Source organism: Pseudomonas sp. 43(2021) (assembly GCF_017490805.1).
Taxonomy (GTDB): Bacteria; Pseudomonadota; Gammaproteobacteria; order Pseudomonadales; family Pseudomonadaceae; genus Aquipseudomonas.
Genome location: NZ_JAFGYJ010000019.1, coordinates 1 through 16,351, shown reverse-complemented (window position 1 = coordinate 16,351; position 16,351 = coordinate 1). Strand labels below are relative to the sequence as shown.

Here is a 16,351-nt window from a genome sequence, read left to right as displayed (position 1 = left end):
GCAAACACCTGTCAGCCCCAACCAAATGCCATGCCTTCACAGCGACTGCCGCGCCTGCAGTATGTGCGGGCTCATCTGCACCTGCGCAATAGCCATGTTCAAACTCAACTCGAACCGGCTGCCCAACCCCCGCGTCGACTCATGCGACAACTTCGCCCCCAGCAATTCCCCCATCTGCCGGCAAATCGACAACCCAATCCCCAGCCCGCCATAACGCCGGGTCATCGAGCCATCGACCTGGAAGAAGCGCTGATACAGGGTCGACTGGTCCAGGTCATCGAAGCCAATACCGCTGTCGCTGACAATGAAGGTCAACGCCAGGTCATCCAGCCCCGCCCGGCGGCCGCGCACCTGGATCATTACCCCGCCCTGGTGGGTGAACTTCAGCCCGTTGTCCACCAGGCACCCCAGGCAGCGGGCCAGTTTCTGGCCGTCGCCCAGCAGTTCGTCCGGCAAATCGGCGGGGATGTCCAGGCTCAGGTACAAGCCTTTGCCCAAAGCCTGCCCGGCATAACCGGCGCGCAAGCCCTGCAGCAGGGCACGCAGGCTGAACGGCGCAGGCTGCGCGCGCAGGCGGCCGGCCTGCAGTTCGGACAGGGTAAGAATGGCATCGACCATGTCCATCATGCCCTGGGCCGACCCCACCGCCGTGCGGTGGTACTGGGCCATCTCGGCCTCCATCGGCAGGGTGTGCATCAGCTCCAGCGAGCCGATCACGCCATTCATCGGCGTGCGCAGCTCATGGGTCACGCAGGCCAGGAATTCGTCTTTCAGCCGGTTGCTCCTGGCCAGTTGCAGGTTCAATTGCTCCAGCGTGCGCCCGGTGTCACGCAAGGTCTGCGCCTGCTGCTCGCGCAAGCTGTTGATACGGTCGGCCAGCGCCAGCGACAGCAAGGCCACCTCCAGCGCCGACCCCAACTGGCTGGCATACATGGTGATGAACACGTTTGGCAGGTAGCCCAGCACCATCAGGGTGTTGACCAGGCCACCGAGCAGGAACGCCGTCCAGGCGATGATGAACCAGCGTGCCACGCGCAAGCCACGCCACCAGGCGTACAGCCCGGCAGCGAAGATGCTCACGGTAAACAGCAACGCCAGCACCGTGGCCATGCGCAGGGCGACGCCGTAGGGCATGCTCACCGCCAGCACCATGACCAGCGCGCCACCCAGCATCAGCAGCTGCAGCAGCCGGTCCAAACCACGGCTGATGCTGCCCAGTTGCAGGAAATGCCGGGCGAACTGGCAACCGAACAGGCCCGCGGCACCAATGAACAGCGGCGTCGAGGCATTCGCCCACCAGGGGCTGTCCGGCCAGAAGTAGGCCACACCGGCGCCATTCACCGACACCTGGTAAAAGCCGAACGAAGCGATATAGAGGATGTAGTAGAGGTAGCTGACGTCGCGCACGCTGAGGTAGATGAACAGGTTGTACACCAGCATCACCAGCAGCACGCCGTAGATCATCCCCAGCACATACAGGCGCGTGGGCTGCTGCTCCATGTAGGCCTCGGCGGACCACAGCGCCAGCGGCGCCTGCACCGAGCCCTGGCTGTGCAGGCGCAGGTAGGCGGTGGTTACCTGGCCAGGAGGCAGCTGCAACTCGAACAGGTAGTTGTTCTGCCGGATCTGCCGGCTGTCGTAGGGCAAGGCGTCACCGGTGCGCTGGGCCAGACGGTAACTGCCACTGCGGTCGGGCAGGTACAGCTCCAGGTGGTCCAGCGGTGGATAGGCCAGCTCCAGCAACCATTGCCGTGGGGCAGCGCCGGGCGCGGCGACAGGACGCAGCTCGACCTTGAGCCAGAACACCGAGGTGGAATAACCGGCGTTCAGCACGTCTTCGAGATGGGGGCGAAAGTGCTCGGCGAACCCAGGGGCACTGACCTGGGTGATGCTGGCACTGCCATCGAGGTCTTCATAAACCTGCATGGCCTTGCCAAGCGGAAGATGCCGGGTAGCGTCGTCGAAATCGACGGCTCCGGCCACCATGGGCAGCAAGCCCAGAAGCACAATCAGCAAATAGCGCATACAGCCCCAGCATGGCCTGTCCAGTCGAGTCGCGGTTGCCTCCCATCCGTTTGAGACGACACGATCCGGCAGAACCCGTTAGTAGAGTTATCCGAGCACTCTAGCATAGCTTCGCAACCTGGCAATCGGCCATATCAAAAACCAAAGAAAAGGCTCTAAATCAATACTTTCACGAGCAATAAACAAAAAATTCTGACCGTTCGATCAGTAAAACGCGTTTGTCGGACGATCCGCCCAAACAGGATTGGTGGTAAGCTCGCCGACCATGAATACCTACAGCTCCCGCCCCGTTGTCCTCTGTCTCTCCGGCCACGACCCCAGTGGCGGCGCCGGCCTGCAGGCAGATATCGAAGCCCTGATCGCCCAAGGCTGTCACGCCGCACCCGCAGTGACCGCCCTGACCGTGCAGGATACCGTCAACGTTTCCGACTTCCGCGTGCTTGACCGCGAGTGGGTGCTGGCCCAGGCCAACGCCGTGCTGGCCGACGCCACGGTGGCCGCCGTCAAGCTCGGCATGCTCGGTTCGATCGAGATGGTCGACACCGTCGCCGAACTGCTGGCCGACCACCCGCACCTGCCGCTGGTCTGCGACCCGGTACTGCGTGCAGGTGGTGGTGGCCGCCTGGGCAAGGACGAAGTGGGCTACGCCCTGCGCGAACGCCTGCTGCCGCTGGCGACCATCGCTACGCCGAACCTGCCCGAAGCCCGCATCCTGGCCGAACTGCCCGAAGGCACCGCCGACGAGTGTGCCGAAAAACTGTTGCCGTTCTGTAGACACCTGCTGATTACCGGCGGTCACGGCGACGAAGACGAAATTCACAACCGCCTGTACAGCCGCGATGGCCAGCGCCACACCTGGACCTGCCAGCGCCTGCCGGGCAGCTACCACGGCTCGGGCTGCACCCTGGCCAGTGCCCTGGCCGGCCGCCTGGCCCTCGGCGAGCAGCTGGAAAGCGCCGTGCGCAGCGCTCTGGACTACACCTGGCGCACCCTGCGTGACGCCGAGCAACTGGGCAAGGGCCAGTACGTGCCGCGCCGCCTGCCACTGGATTTCTGCTCCTGACACGAGGCCTCCAATGAAGCTACGCGGTCTGTACGCCATCACCGACAGCCAGCTGCTCGCTGGCCGTTTCCTGTCCCATGTCGAGGCGGCACTGGAAGGCGGCGTGTGCCTGCTGCAGTACCGCGATAAAAGTGACGACGCGGCACGGCGCCTGCGTGAGGCCGAAGGGCTGATGAAGCTCTGCGAGCGCTACGGCACCCAGCTGATCATCAACGACGATGCCGAACTGGCCGCGCGCCTGGGCGTCGGCGTGCACCTGGGCCAGACCGACGGCCCACTGACCCCGGCCCGCGCCCTGCTTGGCCGCCAGGCGATCATCGGCTCCACCTGCCACGCCAGCCTCGAACTGGCTGCCCAGGCTGCCAGCGAAGGTGCCAGCTACGTGGCCTTCGGCCGCTTCTTCAACTCCGTCACCAAGCCCGGCGCCCCCGCTGCCAACATCGAACTGCTGGAGCAGGCTCGCGCCCGGATGAAGCTGCCGATTGCAGTGATCGGCGGCATTACCCTCGACAACGCCGCCCCGCTGGTCGCCCATGGCGCCGACCTGCTGGCGGTGATCCACGGCCTGTTCGGTGCCGACAGCGCGCAGGAAGTCACCCGCCGCGCCCGCGCCTTCAATGCCTTGTTCGCATCCTGATTCGAGAGAACCTTCCATGTCCCGTTCCGAAGCCCTGTTCGCCCAAGCCCAGAAGCACATCCCCGGTGGCGTCAACTCGCCGGTCCGCGCTTTCAAGAGCGTTGGCGGCACGCCGCTGTTCTTCAAGCATGCCGAAGGCGCCTACGTCGTTGACGAGGATGACAAGCGCTACGTCGACTACGTAGGCTCCTGGGGCCCGATGATCCTCGGCCACGGCCACCCGCAGGTACTGGACTCGGTACGCAGGCAGCTGGAGCACGGCCTGTCCTATGGCGCACCGACCGCCATGGAAACCGAAATGGCCGACCTGGTCTGCTCGCTGGTGCCGTCCATGGAGATGGTGCGCATGGTCAGCTCGGGCACCGAGGCCACCATGAGCGCCATCCGCCTGGCCCGTGGCTACACCGGCCGTGACGCCATCATCAAGTTCGAAGGCTGCTACCACGGCCACTCCGACAGCCTGCTGGTAAAAGCCGGCTCCGGCCTGCTGACCCAGGGCGTGCCGAGCTCGGCCGGTGTACCGGCGGACTTCGCCAAGCACACCCTGACCTTGCCGTTCAACGACATCGCCGCCGTCGAGAAAACCCTCGCCGAAGTCGGCCAGACCGTAGCCTGCATCATCGTCGAGCCGGTGGCCGGCAACATGAACTGCGTACCGCCGGCGCCAGGCTTCCTCGAAGGCCTGCGCGAGCAGTGCGACAAGCACGGCGTGGTGTTGATCTTCGACGAAGTGATGACCGGTTTCCGCGTCTCGCTCGGCGGCGCCCAGGGCCACTATGGCATCAAGCCGGACCTGTCGACCTTCGGCAAGATCGTCGGTGGCGGCATGCCGGTCGGCTGCTTCGGCGGCAAGCGTGAAATCATGGGCTGCATCGCCCCGCTCGGCCCGGTCTACCAGGCTGGCACCCTGTCGGGCAACCCGCTGGCCATGGCCGCCGGCCTGACCACCCTGAAGCTGATCAGCCGCCCGGGCTTCCACGCCGAGCTGACCGACTACACCAGCCGCATGCTCGACGGCCTGCAACAGCGCGCCGATGCCGCTGGCGTGCCGTTCGTCACCACCCAGGCTGGTGCCATGTTCGGCCTGTACTTCAGCGGCGCCGACGACATCGTCACCTTCGACGACGTGATGGCCAGCGATGCCGAGCGCTTCAAGCGCTTCTTCCACCTGATGCTCGACGGTGGCGTGTACCTGGCACCGAGTGCGTTCGAGGCGGGCTTCACCTCCATCGCCCATGGCGACAAGGAGCTGCAGATCACCCTGGATGCGGCTGAAAAGGCTTTTGCAGCCCTGAAGTAATGCTGTGTCTGTACCGGCCCTTTCGCGGGTAAACCCGCTCCCACAGGGACTGCGCAACCCTTGAAAGCGGCGCGGTCCCTGTGGGAGCGGGTTCACCCGCGAAGAGGCCGGCACAGGCAATAAATACCCATGCACAATCAGCTGACTTCCCCAACCAAGCAGAAAATCGAGTAAAACTTTGTAAGGTTGGCGCCGCTTATCCCATAATGTGCCACCAGAGACATTGGCCGCAGCTTTGCAGAGGTAAGTCGATCCCCATGAACCGCACCGGCCGCGCCCTGACCCTGGGCTGCCTGTTGCTTCTTCAGCCCCTGCTGGCCCTGGCGGAGGGCGGTAACTCGTTGCTGATTCCGGCGACGGGCCGCTGCACCTTGAATGTCCAGCCTGAAGACCTGGCAAACGCCCTCAAGGCTTGCGAGCAGACGGCAACGACGGGGGATGCCCAGGCACAATTCGAACTGGGCGAGTACTACTACACGCAAACACCGAAAAACCTGAACAAAGCCCTGAACTGGTTCGAAAAGGCCTCGCTGCAAGGCCATGCCGAGGCGCAGTACCGCCTGGGCGCCATGTTCTTCCGTGGCGAAGGGGTCAAGGCCAACAACGTGCAGGCCTACATCCTGCTGAAGATGGCCGCGGTCAACGGCGCCGAAGATGCGCTGGACATGGCCGACGAAGTGACCGAGCAAATGCCCCGCGACGAGCTGGAGCATGCCACCCAGGTGCTCGGCCAGATCTTCCGCAAGTACCTGCTGGAGCTGCAGAACGCCGAAGGGCGCACGCCGTTCTCGCCACTCCCCTGAGGCTTACTTTTCCGGCATCGGCATGGGGAACGGCATCACGTTGCCGCCGCCCTTGGCTTCGCTGATCTTGGCCGTGCCCAGGCGCTCCACCTCGTCGATGCGTACGATCGAGTGCATCGGCACGAAACTGCGGATCACCCCCTCGAACTGGCTCTTGAGCTTCTCCTCGCTCGGGTCCACCAGCAACTGCGAGCGCTCGCCGAACACGAACTCCTCGATTTCCAGGAAACCCCACAGGTCGCTCTGGTAGATCTGCTTGGCATATATCTCGAAGACCTGCCCCTGGTTGAGGAAGATCACTTTATAGATGGCAGGTTCGCGTTTGCTCATGTTCGGCAGGATAAACACATGCGTAAGAAAAGGCGGGCATCATAGCAGTGCCGGCCCCTTCGCGGGTAAACCCGCTCCCACAGGTTCTGCGCAGCCCTCAGGAACAGTGCAATCCCTGTGGCAGCGGGTTTACCCGCGAAGAGGCCGAAACAGGCAGTACATACCGTTGAACGTTTCAGTGCTTTCGCCACTGCCATTCAAGGGTTATTCTTGAGTTCACATCCATTGCCGTCGAGCGGCTAAAAACGACCTTGAACGCACCCATAGAACCCCATCGTTTCATCCTCGAACCTTTCGAGGCCCACCGTTTCGCCAACTTGTGCGGCCAGTTCGACGAGCACCTGCGCCTGATCGAACAGCGCCTGGCCATCGAGATCCGCAACCGCGGCAATCAGTTCGAGCTGATCGGCGAACCCAAGACCACCTCCGCTGCCGAACAGCTGCTGCGCCGTCTCTACCGCGAGACCAAGGCCAGCGACCTGTCGCCGGAAACCGTGCACCTGTACCTGCAGGAATCGACCGTCGAGAACATCGACAACCCGGCCGTCAACGAGGTCAGCGTGTCGCTGCGCACGCGCAAGGGCAACATCCGCCCGCGCGGGGTCAACCAGCAACGCTACGTCAAGGAAATCCTGGCCAACGACATCAACTTCGGCATCGGCCCGGCCGGTACCGGCAAGACCTACCTGGCCGTGGCCTGCGCCGTGGACGCGCTGGAGCGCGAACAGGTGCGCCGTATCCTGCTGGTGCGCCCGGCGGTCGAGGCGGGCGAAAAGCTCGGCTTCCTGCCCGGCGACCTGGCCCAGAAGATCGACCCGTACCTGCGCCCGCTGTACGACGCCCTGTACGAAATGCTCGGCTTCGAACACGTGGCCAAGCTGATCGAGCGCCAGGTGATCGAGATCGCCCCGCTGGCCTACATGCGTGGCCGCACGCTGAACAACAGCTTCATCATCCTCGACGAAAGCCAGAACACCACGCTGGAACAGATGAAGATGTTCCTCACCCGCATCGGTTTCGGCTCCACCGCAGTCATCACCGGTGACATCACCCAGGTCGACCTGCCCCGTGGCACCAAGTCGGGCCTGGCGCACGTCATCGAGGTGCTGAAGGACGTTCCGGGGATCAGTTTCACCCATTTCCAACCCAAAGATGTGGTTCGTCACCCACTGGTGCAGCGCATTGTTGAGGCCTACGACCGCTTCGATGCTCGCCAGGCCAAGCCCGAGGCGCCCGGCAAAGATGCTTGAACTCGATATTCAACGGGCCACGGATGCTGCCGCCCCGGATGACACCGCCTTCCGCCGCTGGTGCGAACTGGCCCTGCGCCAGCGCAGCGCCGACTCGGAAATGACCATTCGCCTGGTCGACGAAGCCGAAGGCCGCGAGCTGAACCACACCTACCGGCACAAGGACTACGCGACCAATGTGCTGTCGTTCCCGGCCGACGTACCCGATGACCTGCTCGATATCCCGCTGCTGGGCGACCTGGTGATCTGCGTACCGGTGGTCGAGCGCGAAGCCGCCGAACAAGGCAAGTCGCTGGAAGCGCACTGGGCGCACCTGGTCATCCACGGCTGCCTGCACCTGCTCGGCTACGACCACATCGAGGATGAGGAAGCCGAGGAAATGGAAGGCCTGGAACGGGAATTGCTGGCAGAACTGGGTCACCCCGACCCGTACGCCGACGATGAAACCGACACCCTCACACACTGATACACGAAGGATCACGAGAACCGCCATGAGCGAAGATCGATCGAGCAACGGGCAGAAGTCCTGGCTGGGTAAACTGACCCAGGCTTTTGCCCATGAGCCGAAAAACCGCCAGCAACTCCTGGAGCTGCTGCGCGAAGCCCATCAGAACAAACTGCTGGACAGCGAAGCGCTGACCATCGTCGAAGGCGCCATCCAGGTGGCTGACCTGCAGGTTCGCGACATCATGGTGCCGCGTTCGCAGATGATCAGCATCAAGGCCAGCCAGTCGCCGCGCGAGTTCCTGCCGGCGGTGATCGACGCCGCGCACTCGCGCTACCCGGTGATCGGCGAAAGCCACGACGATGTGCTCGGGATCCTGCTCGCCAAAGACCTGCTGCCGCTGATCCTCAAGGAGAACGGCGACAGCTTCAACATCAAGGACCTGCTGCGCCCGGCCACGTTCGTGCCCGAGTCCAAGCGACTGAACGTGCTGCTGCGCGAGTTCCGCGCCAACCATAACCACATGGCCATCGTCATTGACGAGTACGGCGGCGTGGCCGGCCTGGTCACCATCGAAGACGTGCTGGAGCAGATCGTCGGTGACATCGAAGACGAGCACGACGTCGAGGAAGACAGCTACATCAAGCCGCTGCCCAGCGGTGACTTCCTGGTCAAGGCACTTACCCCGATCGAGAACTTCAACGAGTTCTTCGACAGCGAATTCTCCGATGACGAGTTCGATACGGTCGGCGGCCTGGTGATGAGCGCCTTCGGTCACCTGCCCAAGCGCAACGAAACCACCGAGATCGGCCCTTACAAGTTCCGTATTCTCAATGCCGACAGCCGGCGGATACACTTGCTGCGCCTGACACCGATCACCCGTTAAGGACAAACATGCGTTGGATCACCCGCCCCGGCTGGCCCGGTAACCTGCTGGCCCTGGCGGCCGGCGCCTCCACTCTGCTGGCCCTGGCGCCGTTCGACATCTGGCCATTGGCCGTGTTGTCCATCGCCCTGCTCTACCTTGGCCTGCGCGAGCTCAGCCCGCGCCAGGCCATGTGGCGTGGCTGGTGGTTCGGCTTCGGCCTGTACGGCGCCGGCACCTGGTGGATCTACGTCAGCATGAACACCTACGGCGGCGCCTCGCCGCTGCTGGCGATCCTGCTGCTGCTGGCGTTCTTCGCCGCCCTGGCCTGGTTCTTCGCCCTGCCCACCTGGCTGTGGGCCCGCTGGTTGCGGCGCAGCGAAGCACCGCTGGCCGACGCCCTGTGCTTCGCCGCCCTGTGGCTGCTGCAAGAGGCCTTCCGCGGCTGGTTCCTGACCGGTTTCCCCTGGCTCTACGCCGGCTACAGCCAGCTGGACGGCCCGCTGGCCGGCCTGGCGCCGCTGGGCGGCGTGTGGCTGATTTCCTTCGCCCTGGCCCTGACCGCCGCCCTGTTGTGCAACCTGCACCGCCTGCGCGCCCGCCCCTCGTTCCTGGCGGTGGGCTGCCTGCTGTTGCTGGCCCCATGGGTGCTGGGCCTGGTGCTCAAGGGCCATGCCTGGACCAAGCCGGCGGGCGACCCGCTGAAAGTGGCGGCCATCCAGGGCAACGTCGCCCAGGACCTGAAATGGGACCCGGCGCACATCGACGCACAACTGGCGCTGTACCGTGACCTGAGCTTCAGCTCCAGGCCGGTAGACCTGCTGGTGTGGCCGGAAACCGCGGTGCCGGTGCTCAAGGACCAGGCCCAGGGCTATATCGACGTGATGGGCCGGTTCGCCGCCGAACGGCATTCGGCGCTGATCACCGGCGTGCCGGTGCGTGAAGTGGTGCACCACCAGCGCCGCTACTACAACGGTATCACCGTTACCGGTGAAGGCGATGGCACCTACCTCAAGCAGAAGCTGGTGCCGTTTGGCGAGTATGTGCCGCTACAGGACATGCTGCGTGGCGCTATCGAGTTCTTCAACCTGCCCATGTCGGACTTCGCTCGCGGGCCGGAAGATCAGCCGCTGCTGCAGGCCAAGGGCTACCAGATTGCGCCGTACATCTGCTACGAAGTGGTCTACCCCGAGTTCGCCGCTGGCCTGGCGGCCCGCAGCGACCTGCTGCTGACCATCAGCAACGACACCTGGTTCGGCACATCGATCGGCCCGTTGCAGCACCTGCAGATGGCACAGATGCGCGCGCTGGAAGCCGGTCGCTGGATGATCCGCGCCACCAACAATGGCGTGACTGCGCTGATCGACCCGTTTGGCCGCATTACCACGCAGGTACCGCAGTTCCAGCAGGCGGTGCTGTATGGTGAGGTGGTGCCGATGCAGAACCTGACGCCTTACCTGCAATGGCGTTCGTGGCCGCTGGCGATTGTCTGTGCGCTGTTGCTGGGTTGGGCATTGCTGGCCGGACGCATTGCCAAGACCGTCTGATGATGCCGCCTGTACCGGCCTCTTCGCGGGTAAACCCGCTCCCACAGGTCCTCCACCATTCTCGACGCCTGCGGGAATCCTGTGGGAGCGGGTTTACCCGCGAAGAGGCCGGTACAGGCAACACAAGGCTCAATAAAGCAGCCGATACCCCACCAACCCCGCCACTTCATTGAGCAATTGCCCGCTCTGCCACATCGCCCGGCTCTCCGGCAGCAACCCGCCAAACGGCCGTGCATGATCGCGCCCGAGGAACCCGACCGGCGCCGGCACCACCTCGAACCCCGCCTGCTCGAAGCTCCAGCGTGAGCGCTGCATGTGCCAGGCCTGGGTCACCACGACCACCCGGCGAATCCCCAACGGCTGCAGCACCTTGGCCGTAAGCCGGGCATTCTCCCAGGTCGTGCGGCTGCCCTCTTCCTGCCACTTCACCTCGACGCCGAAATCTTCACGCAGGCGATCGGCCATCAACCGCGCCTCGCTCGGCGGCGTGCCATAGTGCAAGCCGCCGCTGGTCAGCACCGGCAAGCCGGAAGCCTTGGCCAGCCGCGCGGCAAAGCGCATGCGCTCCAGTGCCGTGGCAGTGGGCTGGTCACCGCCACCCCAGGCCGGGTCACCCCGCTCACGCCCGGCGCCCAGTACCACGATGGCATCCGCCCGGCTTGCCAGGCCGGCCCAATCGCTTACCGCCAGCGGCGCTTCCGTCTCCAGCACACGGGCGGTTTCCTGCACCACCAGCGGCAGGCTCATCAACCACAGGCCACCAAGGCCCACGGCAAAGCACAGCGCTGCCAGCCTGGGCCGGCGGCGGCGCAGCCACCACGCCACAAGCAGCAGCAGGAACAGGACACCTGGCGGCATCAACCATTGTTTGACGAAGAATCGGATCGGCATTGGCCACACCTCCTTGGCAGGCGTGCAGCCTAGAAGGATCGACGCCGGTCAACAAGGGTGCGGCCGGCGCCGATCGTGAGCTGTGCAAATTTTGAAGAACCGGCGCGCGATAGCCTGCGCCTGGCGTCCTGAACGGCTAGCGGTGTGGCAGCGTCCTGGATCTCGCCGTGCTGGCGGGGCGTTTCTTGTCCTTAAGCCAGATGATCCTGGCCGATGTCGGCTCCGCTTGTGGGTAACTGCCGACACAGGCATGGTGGCGCTCCGGAAGGGAATCCAGGTAGGCCTTGATCAGTTCGAACTCTGCGTGGCTCAGGCCACGCAACTCCAGCTCGGCTGGCATTTCGTCGCGCAATCGCACCGAGGTCCTGGCCACTTCCAGCGCCAGGCCAAGCCGGTCGATCAGGCGTTCGTATAGCTCCGGTTTGATTACGGGTAGCTGCGTCTCTCCCATCCGTTCACCTCATTGAAGATAAGAACATCTCCCCCCACACCTGAGCTTAGCGTCGTTGCAAAAAGCAGCCGTGTGCCGCGACCAGCGGGCATTCGCAACGAAGGTTTCCCACGATGCGCAGCGCTGCTGTATGCTACGGCGTTCACTCTAAACGACACCGGAGTGCCGGTCGCAGCGAGGTTCCGCTGCCTGGAACAAGGTCTCTTCTCTCTCAGCAAAAAGTAGCCATGCACGAACAATACACGCCCCGTGATATCGAAGCCGCCGCCCAGAACTTCTGGGACGAGCAACAATCGTTCGCTGTTACCGAGCAGCCAGGCAAGGACACCTACTACTGCCTGTCGATGTTCCCGTACCCGAGCGGCAAGCTACACATGGGCCACGTGCGCAACTACACCATCGGTGACGTGATTGCCCGCTACCAGCGCATGCTGGGCAAGAACGTCCTGCAGCCGATGGGCTGGGACGCTTTCGGCATGCCCGCGGAAAACGCGGCGATGAAGAACAACGTCGCCCCGGCCAAGTGGACGTACGAAAACATCGACTACATGAAGACCCAGCTCAAGAGCCTGGGCCTGGCCATCGACTGGGCACGTGAAGTCACCACCTGCAAGCCCGACTACTACCGTTGGGAGCAGTGGCTGTTCACCCGCCTGTTCGAGAAAGGCATCATCTACCGCAAGAACGGTACCGTGAACTGGGACCCGGCGGACCAGACCGTACTGGCCAACGAGCAGGTCATCGACGGCCGTGGCTGGCGTTCGGGCGCGCTGATCGAGAAGCGCGAAATCCCGATGTACTACTTCCGCATTACCGACTACGCCGACGAGCTGCTGGAAAGCCTCGACGAGCTGCCGGGCTGGCCTGAGCAGGTCAAGACCATGCAGCGCAACTGGATCGGCAAGTCGCGCGGCATGGAAGTGCAGTTCCCGTACGACCTGGCCAGCATCGGCCACGAAGGCACCCTCAAGGTCTTCACCACCCGTCCCGACACGCTGATGGGCGCCACCTACGTCGCCGTCGCCGCCGAGCACCCGCTGGCCACTCAGGCCGCCCAGGGCAACCCGGCGCTGCAGGCGTTCATCGACGAGTGCAAGAGCGGCAGCGTTGCCGAAGCCGACATGGCCACCCAGGAGAAGAAGGGCATGGCCACTTCCCTGCTGGTCGAGCACCCGCTGACCGGCGAGAAGCTGCCGGTGTGGGTCGCCAACTACGTGCTGATGCACTACGGCGATGGCGCCGTAATGGCCGTGCCCGCCCACGACGAGCGCGACTTCGAGTTCGCCCACAAGTACAACCTGCCGGTCAAGGCCGTGGTGCGCACCAGCGCTGGCGATGAAGTCGGCAGCGAGTGGCTGGCCGCCTATGGCGAGCACGGCCAACTGATCAACTCCGGCGAGTTCGACGGCCTGGACTTCGCCGGTGCCTTCGACGCCATCGAAGCCGCCCTGATCCGCAAGGAGCTGGGCAAATCGCGTACCCAGTTCCGCCTGCGCGACTGGGGTATCAGCCGCCAGCGCTACTGGGGCTGCCCGATCCCGATCATCCACTGCCCGTCCTGCGGCGACGTACCGGTGCCGGAAGACCAGTTGCCGGTCACCCTGCCTGAGAACGTGGTGCCGGACGGTGCCGGTTCGCCGCTGGCGCGCATGCCTGAATTCTACGAGTGCAGCTGCCCGAAATGCGGCACCGCGGCCAAGCGCGAAACCGACACCATGGACACTTTCGTCGAGTCGTCCTGGTACTTCGCCCGCTACGCCTCGCCGAACTACGAAGGTGGCATGGTCGACCCGAAAGCGGCCAACCACTGGCTGCCGGTCGACCAGTACATCGGCGGTATCGAACACGCCATCCTGCACCTGTTGTACGCGCGCTTCTTCCACAAGCTGATGCGTGACGAAGGCCTGGTTACCTCGAACGAACCGTTCAAGAACCTGCTGACCCAGGGCATGGTGGTCGCCGAGACCTACTACCGTGTGGCCAGCAACGGCGGCAAGGACTGGTTCAACCCGGCCGATGTCGAGGTCGAGCGCGATGCCAAGGCCAAGATCATTGGCGCCCGCCTGAAGACCGACGGCCTGCCGGTGGAAATCGGTGGCACCGAAAAGATGTCGAAGTCGAAGAACAACGGCGTCGACCCGCAATCGATGATCGACCAGTACGGCGCCGACACCTGCCGCCTGTTCATGATGTTCGCCTCGCCGCCCGACATGAGCCTGGAATGGTCCGACTCCGGCGTCGAAGGTGCCAGCCGCTTCCTGCGCCGCGTCTGGCGCCTGGCCCAGGCCCATGTGGCCCAGGGCCTGCCGGGCAAGCTGGATGTCGCCGCCCTGGACGACGCGCAGAAGGTCATCCGCCGCGCCATCCACGCTGCCATCAAGCAGGCCAGCACCGACGTCGGCCAGTTCCACAAGTTCAACACCGCCATCGCCCAGGTGATGACCGTGATGAACGTGCTGGAAAAGGCCCCGCAGGCCACTGAACAGGACCGCGCCCTGCTGCAGGAAGGCCTCGAGGCCGTCACCCTGCTGCTGGCACCGATCACCCCGCACATCTCCCACGAGCTGTGGCAACAGCTGGGCCACCAGCAGGCCGTCATCGACGCCAGCTGGCCAGCCGTCGACGAGGCAGCCCTGGTACAGGACACCGTCACCCTGGTGGTGCAGGTCAACGGCAAGCTGCGTGGCCAGGTCGAGATGCCGGCCGCCGCCAGCCGCGAAGAAATCGAAGCCGCCGCGCGCAGCAACGAGAACGTCCTGCGCTTCATCGATGGCCTGACCATCCGCAAGGTCATCGTGGTACCGGGCAAGCTGGTCAACATCGTCGCCAACTGATGGCAACGCCCGCCCGCAGCCACTGCGGGCGGGCGGAACAGGCCCACAAGGGAGCAACAACATGATCAAACGCAATTTGCTGGTAATCGGCCTGGCGGTCATGCTCAGCGCCTGCGGTTTCCAGCTGCGCGGCACCGGTTCTACCGAGCTTAGCGTGAAGGAAATGGACGTCAGCGCCCGCAACGCCTACGGCCCGACCGTGCTTCAGCTGCGTGAAGTACTGCAGCGTAGCGGCGTCAACGTGCACGCTGGCGCACCGTACCGTCTGGTGCTGACCAACGAGCAGGAGCGCGAGCGCTCGGCGACCTACAACAGTGGCAACCGTACCGCCGAGTACGAGCTGACCACCGTGCTGAACTACAGCATTCAGGGCCTGAACAACCTGGAGCTGATGAGCGACAAGCTGGAAGTACGCAAGATCTACGTGCGTGACGGCTCGAACATCACCGGCTCCGAGCAGGAGGCCAACCGCGCCCGTGAAGAAATGCGTCGCGACCTGGTCAACGCCATGGTCGTTCGCCTGCAGATGCTGACCCCGTCCCAGCTGGACGAGCTGCAACGTCAAGCCGACGAGCGTGCCAAGGCCGAAGCCGCTGCGCTGGAGGCCGCACGCCGCCAGCAGGCCGAAACGCCTCAGCAGTCGCCATTGGAAGTACCGGGCAACTAAGCCCGAGCGGGGTACCTTCGGGTACCCCGCCTGTCCCCCATGAAGCTCGCCCCCGCCCAACTCAACAAGCACCTGCAAGGCGCCCTGGCACCAGTCTACGTGGTGAGCGGCGACGACCCGCTGCTGTGCCAGGAAGCCGCCGACGCCATCCGCAACGCCGCACGCCAGCAGGGCTTTGACGAACGCCAGGTATTCAGTGCCGACGCCAACTTCGACTGGGGCACCCTGCTCCAGGCCGGCGCCAGCCTGTCCCTGTTCGCCCAGCGCCGCCTGCTGGAATTGCGCCTGCCCTCGGGCAAGCCCGGTGACAAAGGCGCTGCGGCGCTGATGGAATACTGCGCCAACCCCGCCGAAGACACCCTGCTGCTGATCAGCCTGCCCAAGCTCGACGGCAGTGCGCAGAAGACCAAGTGGGGCAAGGCCCTGATCGAAGGCGCCCACTGCCAGTTCATCCAGATCTGGCCGGTGGATGTGCACCAGCTGCCGCAGTGGATCAATCAGCGCCTGCAGCAGGCCGGCCTGTCGGCACAGCGAGACGCCGTCGACCTGATCGCCGCCCGCGTGGAAGGCAACCTGCTGGCTGCCGCGCAGGAAATCGAAAAGCTCAAGCTGCTCGCCGAGGGCAACCAGATCACCGTGGAGACCGTGCAGGCCGCTGTCGCCGATAGCGCCCGCTTCGATGTCTTCGGCCTTGTAGATGCCATTCTCAATGGCGAGGCCGCGCATGCCCTGCGCATGCTCGATGGCTTGCGCGGTGAAGGCGTGGAGCCACCGGTGATCCTCTGGGCCCTGGCCCGTGAGTTGCGTCAGCTGGCCGGGCTGGCCCAGCAGTTCAGCCAGGGCGTACCGCTGGACAAGGCCTTCAGCCAGGCCCGCCCGCCGGTCTGGGACAAACGCAGGCCACTGGTCAGCAAGGCCCTGCAGCGCCTCTCGGCGCAGCGCTGGGCGCAGTTGCTGCAAGATGCCCAGCGTATCGATGCACAGATCAAGGGCCAGGCCGAGGGCTCGCCCTGGACTGGCCTGGCGCGCTTGTCGCTGCTGATGGCCGGCCAGCGCCTGGCGCTACCCCCCGAGTAATTGGGGCCGCTGTGGGAGCGGGCATGCCCGCGAGTCAGGCGACGCGGTGGATGGCACCGGCTTCGCCGGTGTTCGCGGGCACGCCCGCTCCCACAGGGCTGCAATGCCCCCAACATCTGGACCATAAACACAATCAATTGGCCCCACCCTGCCCCAAGCCCTACAG

General features: G+C 64.5%; 15 protein-coding genes. 11 read left to right on the top strand and 4 right to left on the bottom strand.

All coding sequences use genetic code 11. The annotated features are described in order from the left end of the window. Positions 1-36 precede the first annotated feature (36 nt). Positions 37-2,025: a hybrid sensor histidine kinase/response regulator gene (locus J5M71_RS17085; protein ID WP_207834277.1), complete on the bottom strand. Its 1,989-nt coding sequence runs from the start codon at positions 2,023-2,025 to the stop codon at positions 37-39. 265 nt (positions 2,026-2,290) lie between these two features. Between J5M71_RS17085 and J5M71_RS17080 the strand changes: the two genes are divergently transcribed. The 4 genes from J5M71_RS17080 to J5M71_RS17065 all read left to right on the top strand — a co-directional run bounded on the left by J5M71_RS17080 (position 2,291) and on the right by J5M71_RS17065 (position 5,828). Next, the gene (locus J5M71_RS17080; RefSeq protein WP_207834276.1) at positions 2,291-3,088 is read left to right on the top strand and encodes a hydroxymethylpyrimidine/phosphomethylpyrimidine kinase; all 798 of its coding nucleotides are present in this window, start codon (positions 2,291-2,293) and stop codon (positions 3,086-3,088) included. A 13-nt stretch (positions 3,089-3,101) separates the two neighbouring features. Then, on the top strand, positions 3,102-3,725 hold the full coding sequence (gene thiE / locus J5M71_RS17075) for a thiamine phosphate synthase (RefSeq protein WP_207834275.1): 624 nt from the start codon (positions 3,102-3,104) through the stop codon (positions 3,723-3,725). Between the two features lie 16 nt (positions 3,726-3,741). Further along, positions 3,742-5,025, top strand: coding sequence for a glutamate-1-semialdehyde 2,1-aminomutase (gene hemL, locus J5M71_RS17070; RefSeq protein ID WP_063911840.1), 1,284 nt, complete (start codon positions 3,742-3,744; stop codon positions 5,023-5,025). Positions 5,026-5,282: 257 nt separating this feature from the next. Next, positions 5,283-5,828, top strand: a complete 546-nt coding sequence (locus J5M71_RS17065) for a tetratricopeptide repeat protein (protein WP_063911841.1) — start codon at positions 5,283-5,285, stop codon at positions 5,826-5,828. Between the two features lie 3 nt (positions 5,829-5,831). On the opposite strand, the gene J5M71_RS17060 is transcribed toward J5M71_RS17065, so the two are convergent. After that, the gene (locus J5M71_RS17060; RefSeq protein ID WP_207834274.1) at positions 5,832-6,158 is read right to left on the bottom strand and encodes a DUF1820 family protein; all 327 of its coding nucleotides are present in this window, start codon (positions 6,156-6,158) and stop codon (positions 5,832-5,834) included. A 251-nt stretch (positions 6,159-6,409) separates the two neighbouring features. Here J5M71_RS17060 and J5M71_RS17055 point away from each other — a divergent pair, with 251 nt between their 5' ends. From J5M71_RS17055 to lnt, 4 genes are read left to right on the top strand one after another with little or no spacing between them, the layout of a single operon-like run. Then, the gene (locus tag J5M71_RS17055; protein ID WP_112253612.1) at positions 6,410-7,408 is read left to right on the top strand and encodes a PhoH family protein; all 999 of its coding nucleotides are present in this window, start codon (positions 6,410-6,412) and stop codon (positions 7,406-7,408) included. Beyond that, positions 7,401-7,874: an rRNA maturation RNase YbeY gene (gene ybeY, locus J5M71_RS17050; RefSeq protein WP_133975639.1), complete on the top strand. Its 474-nt coding sequence runs from the start codon at positions 7,401-7,403 to the stop codon at positions 7,872-7,874. Before J5M71_RS17055 ends, ybeY begins: the two co-directional genes overlap by 8 nt. Positions 7,875-7,899: 25 nt before the next feature. Further along, positions 7,900-8,739 (top strand): HlyC/CorC family transporter, encoded by an 840-nt coding sequence (locus J5M71_RS17045; RefSeq protein WP_003257584.1) that lies wholly within the window; start codon positions 7,900-7,902, stop codon positions 8,737-8,739. A gap of 8 nt (positions 8,740-8,747) precedes the next feature. Next, positions 8,748-10,265: an apolipoprotein N-acyltransferase gene (gene lnt / locus J5M71_RS17040; RefSeq protein ID WP_207834273.1), complete on the top strand. Its 1,518-nt coding sequence runs from the start codon at positions 8,748-8,750 to the stop codon at positions 10,263-10,265. 129 nt (positions 10,266-10,394) lie between these two features. Here the strand turns inward: lnt and J5M71_RS17035 are convergent, their stop codons facing one another. Together J5M71_RS17035 and J5M71_RS17030 are read right to left on the bottom strand one after the other, a co-directional pair. After that, positions 10,395-11,156 carry a YdcF family protein gene (locus J5M71_RS17035; RefSeq protein ID WP_207834271.1) on the bottom strand — a complete coding sequence of 254 codons (762 nt, stop codon included), beginning with the start codon at positions 11,154-11,156 and terminating at the stop codon, positions 10,395-10,397. A gap of 136 nt (positions 11,157-11,292) precedes the next feature. After that, positions 11,293-11,607 (bottom strand): hypothetical protein, encoded by a 315-nt coding sequence (locus J5M71_RS17030; protein WP_207834270.1) that lies wholly within the window; start codon positions 11,605-11,607, stop codon positions 11,293-11,295. A gap of 227 nt (positions 11,608-11,834) precedes the next feature. Between J5M71_RS17030 and leuS the strand changes: the two genes are divergently transcribed. From leuS to holA, 3 genes are all read left to right on the top strand, one after another. After that, positions 11,835-14,441 (top strand): leucine--tRNA ligase, encoded by a 2,607-nt coding sequence (gene leuS / locus J5M71_RS17025; RefSeq protein WP_063911847.1) that lies wholly within the window; start codon positions 11,835-11,837, stop codon positions 14,439-14,441. Positions 14,442-14,502: 61 nt separating this feature from the next. Beyond that, positions 14,503-15,108 carry an LPS assembly lipoprotein LptE gene (lptE, locus tag J5M71_RS17020; RefSeq protein ID WP_207834268.1) on the top strand — a complete coding sequence of 202 codons (606 nt, stop codon included), beginning with the start codon at positions 14,503-14,505 and terminating at the stop codon, positions 15,106-15,108. A gap of 39 nt (positions 15,109-15,147) precedes the next feature. After that, positions 15,148-16,185 (top strand): DNA polymerase III subunit delta, encoded by a 1,038-nt coding sequence (gene holA, locus J5M71_RS17015; RefSeq protein ID WP_207834266.1) that lies wholly within the window; start codon positions 15,148-15,150, stop codon positions 16,183-16,185. Positions 16,186-16,351 lie beyond the last annotated feature (166 nt).